The organism is bacterium (assembly GCA_030652805.1).
GTDB lineage: Bacteria > JAHJDO01 > JAHJDO01 > JAHJDO01 > JAHJDO01 > JAHJDO01.
Map to the genome: position 1 here is coordinate 1 of JAUSPT010000018.1, position 4,100 is coordinate 4,100.

6 protein-coding genes are annotated in these 4,100 nt (G+C 35.2%); 5 read left to right on the forward strand and 1 reads right to left on the reverse strand.

Features of this window, described 5'->3' with window-relative positions; genetic code table 11:
* Nucleotides 1-196: 196 nt before the first annotated feature.
* The 5 genes from Q7J67_00865 to Q7J67_00885 are packed head-to-tail and all read left to right on the forward strand — an operon-like array spanning nucleotide 197 to nucleotide 3,781.
* On the forward strand, nucleotides 197-1,294 hold the full coding sequence (locus tag Q7J67_00865; GenBank protein MDO9463847.1) for a GntR family transcriptional regulator: 1,098 nt from the start codon (nucleotides 197-199) through the stop codon (nucleotides 1,292-1,294).
* Entirely contained in the window at nucleotides 1,291-1,719 is a 429-nt protein-coding gene (locus tag Q7J67_00870) for a hypothetical protein (protein MDO9463848.1), read from the forward strand. Before Q7J67_00865 ends, Q7J67_00870 begins: the two co-directional genes overlap by 4 nt.
* A complete protein-coding gene (locus Q7J67_00875; GenBank protein MDO9463849.1) occupies nucleotides 1,720-2,148 on the forward strand; it encodes a hypothetical protein in 429 nt (142 codons plus the stop codon).
* Complete coding sequence (locus Q7J67_00880) at nucleotides 2,138-3,040, forward strand: dihydrodipicolinate synthase family protein (GenBank protein MDO9463850.1); 903 nt, start codon at nucleotides 2,138-2,140, stop codon at nucleotides 3,038-3,040. Before Q7J67_00875 ends, Q7J67_00880 begins: the two co-directional genes overlap by 11 nt.
* 15 nt (nucleotides 3,041-3,055) lie before the next feature.
* Nucleotides 3,056-3,781, forward strand: coding sequence for a prepilin-type N-terminal cleavage/methylation domain-containing protein (locus tag Q7J67_00885; protein MDO9463851.1), 726 nt, complete (start codon nucleotides 3,056-3,058; stop codon nucleotides 3,779-3,781).
* Between the two features lie 81 nt (nucleotides 3,782-3,862).
* Here the strand turns inward: Q7J67_00885 and Q7J67_00890 are convergent.
* Nucleotides 3,863-4,100 (reverse strand): hypothetical protein (locus tag Q7J67_00890; protein ID MDO9463852.1); only part of this gene is annotated, 238 nt, incomplete at its 5' end.

Genomic DNA, 4,100 nt, shown 5'->3' on the forward strand with positions numbered 1-4,100 from the left:
TGAGTACAATTTTAATCGCCCTCATCAAGCGCTTGATTATTTAACACCCATGAGATATATTGAGAATCACAATGAGAATCTTAAACAAAAAGTGTTACCTATGTGCCCAGCCAGCACAACAGGAATTATGTGGATGTGATATTATTTAAATTAGCATGGTTAACCAGCCACTTTGATGAAGGTTAAGGATATTTGAATGGTTAGTTATTTAAAAGAATCGATACCTAAATATAGCCAGCTAAAAGACATCCTCAGCAAGGAAATCAAGAATGGTAAATTTAAGGAGGGTGACAAGTTCTATTCAGAAAGAAAGCTAGTTGGGAAATTTAATATCAGCAGAAATACAGCTGTAGAATCGCTCAGAATACTTGAGAACGAAGAGCTTATAGAGCGTATTCAGGGGAAGGGGACATTTGTAAGTAGTAGGAATAGAAAATTATCTAACAACACAAATAATATTGCTGTTGTTGTAAGCGAAATATTTGAGGCAAGACATCCTGCCAGTATCTCTCTTATAAAGTCGATAGAAAAAGTTTTAGATAAGGCAGGTTATCATATTCTATTGATAAGCCTTGAACATTACTCGAAAAAGCAGCAGATTGACAGTCTTATTTCTCAAAAAAAGGCAGATGCATTTATCTTAGTCTCTGTACCAGGCGAGGTTCATGAATGGTTTGCTTCCAAAAACGTGCCGTTTGTTATTATCGGTAATACCTTATTGAAAAAGGCTCCTCACATAAATGTGGATTATTTTAAGCTTGTAGACGAAGGAATATCTTATCTTCTAGAATTAGGACACAGAAAGATAGGATTTGTAATTGGTGATAAGAAGAATATTGGAGTGATGAGAGGAATAAGAGGATACGAGAATGCATACAACAGTCTTGGACTGGCAGCTCAAAGTAGATACATAATGACAGATATTAGCAATGCCTCTAATGTAATTAAAGCAACAAACAACCTTATTGATGCTGGAGCAACAGCTATTCTATTTGATATACATATGTTTAATTACGCAGTTGATGAAATCAGGAATAGAGGATTAGGTATTCCCGAAGATATATCACTTATGCTTGCTACTCAGAAGATTAGAAAAATAAACGCAAAAAATTCATTGCTTACAGGCTTTGAAGTTGATATAGATAAAACTTATCGTCTTGCAGGAAAGATGATAATTGCTCTAATCAACGGCAAGGAAGTTAAAAGTAAGACAGTCCCTTATAAATTTTTTGAGGGCAATAGTTGCAGGAGATTAAGCGTAGAAACGCAAAATACAAAGGGAGAGAACAAGTGAAAAAAGGTGTCCATAAGGATTTTCATGGCGCGATGAGTTTTGGATTGAAGTATGTGTATGATAGTTATGGAGACAATGGCGTTAAGGAATATTTGGAAGACTTAGCAAATACAGTTTATTCTCCATTATCAAAAGCTCTGAAAAAGAGCAGATTGAGAGAATTAGAAAGGCACTGGAAGAAAATATTTGATCTTGAAGATGCGGACTATAAACTTTTTTGTGATGATAATGTGCTTAATTTAAAGATAAATAAATGCCCTGCAATTAGGCATATGAAGAAATACAACTATGAAATATTTGAGAAATTCTGCGAACACTGCAAAATACTTAACTCTGAAATTTGCAGGAATGCAGGATATAAGAGTTCAGTAGAATATGCTCAGAATGAGGGTATATGCCTACAGAAATTCTGGAGGGAGAGATAAGTGATTTCATGCACTGAGTTCATATTAGCTTATAATGAGTTATTTAAGTTTCTGGATAAAAAAGGCGGTAAGAGGAAAGTTATAAACTTCTGGGAAGAAATATCAGATAATTTCTTACAGAATCTGGAAACTCTTGTAAAAGAAAAGGGTATACAGGGCATGAAGGAATACTGGACACATACATTAACCGAGGAAAATGCAAACTATAAGATGAGCGCTGATGAAAACAGATTCTCAATAGAAATGTATGAATGTCCGTCAGTTGGAATTTTGAGAAAAACAAAACATATTAAAAAATATCAGGATTATTGTAAGCATTGCGGCGTATTGTATTCAAGAATAATAGAGAAGTATGGATTTAAATGCTATACAGAATATATAGATGAAAAAAAAGGCATATGTCGAATAACAATTGAGAATGGTCAATAAAATGACGCATAAAAGATTTAGAGACGGTTTTATAACAGCAATAGGAACTCCATTGGATAATAATGGCAATCTTATAAAAGAAAGTTTCAAAAAGCATATTGACGACCAGATAAAAGCAAACATCAGCGGGATACTATGTATGGGATCAATGGGGAAGCAGGCGACTATAAAAAATGATGTATTTGCCGAGGTAGCTGAAACAGCAGTTGATTGCATAAACTCTGCTGTCCCCATTATAGTTGGATGTATGGATAACAGTATTGAAAGAGTAAAAGATAGAATAGAGCTTATCAAAAAAATTAAGCTTGATGGAATAGCTCTTACAACACCTTTTTATCACGGCGCAAGCCAGAAGGATTTATTAAGATTTTTCACACAAATTGCAGATTATTCTCCTTTTCCCATTTATCTGTATGATTTACCCCAAGTAACAAAGATAAAAATAGAAATTGATACAGTTGTTGAATTAAGCAAGCATCCGAATATATTTGGAATTAAGTGTTCGCATGATCCTGCTTATGTAAGGAAACTTTATGACCATTTCAAAGAAAATCAGGATTTTGATATTATAAGTGCACAGGTTGATTTGATGGATGTATTTTACAGATACGGACTCAAGCTTCAGCTTGACGGTATTTTTTGTTTATTCCCAGAATGGATGAAAGAATTAAAAAACTCTATTGATAAGAGCAATTGGAGAAAAGCCGCATATATTCAGCAAAGAATAACCTCTTTTAGGGACAAGCTGCTTAAATTGGATGTATCTCCCGCTTTCAGTTATGGAATGAATCTGCTTGGGTATAAAGGCAACTTTGCACCTGATTATTGTAAGCTTGAGAAAGAGAACAAAGATAAAGTTTGTAAGTTGATGAAGGAATATGGATTAACTTAAAGAAGGAGGTCAAAAATGTTAGATAAAATAAGAAAAATTTGGGGAAGCAGGAACTCATTCACGTTAATAGAGTTACTTGTTGTAATAGCCATCATCGCTCTACTTGCATCCATTTTATTACCTGCGCTTACAAAAGCGAGAGAAATGGCAAGAAGAGTAAAGTGTATAAGCAATCTGAGACAGCTTGGGCAGGCATTAATAATGTATGCTGATGATAATGATGCCTGGCTACCAGCGGCAAATGCTAATATAAACGACAGGCCTTGGGTTAGAACATTATATGATAGCGGATACTGTCCTACGCCTGTTAGTGGTAAAGGCACTATATTTATCTGTCCAAGTGGCGATCCTAAAGTATACTATAGTTTTAGTAAAACTTATGCTATGCCAATGTGGAATTACCAAGCTTGTTGGAGACTGCGTACTCCGGTAAAACAGCTTTATAATCTTAGTGATCCTTCTACGCTATATGCATCCTACTCAGGTGATCTACTTGTAAACTTCACTCTCCTTTTTGATAGCTGCAACACTGACGATCATAAACAGGTATATAAGTTCTTCTTGAATAGTACCACGGAAAAAGTACATCTTAGACACAACGGGAAAGCAAATGTGCTTTTTGGCGATGGGCATGTATCGTCGTTAAGAGTTCTGCAAAATGGAGAATTAAAGGAAAAAGAAAAAGAGATAGAGAATAAAAAAAGACAGAAACATACATCAAAGGTAGAAAAAAGAATTTAGAGAGATTTCCTGAAGGAATTAGGCGACTTAAGGTATAGTTTGCCTATTGTAGATGCATTGTTCTTTGAAAATTAGTGTTTGTCAGGCAGCTTTGGAATAATTGGCAAAGGTGCGATAGCATCTGATATTTTGAGGTTGCTTCAAGAGAAGAGCGGCAGCGTATGCAACCAAACTCAAAGAGAGATGAGCGATAGTCATTTGATTCTGGACAGAACGGAGTTTGTAGTGAGTGGTTTGTTCAGCTTCCCTGTCTCCAAGGCGAGCAAAGTATCGTTCAACTTCAGTGCGAAGATTATAAGTGTCTTTAAATAATTTGGTG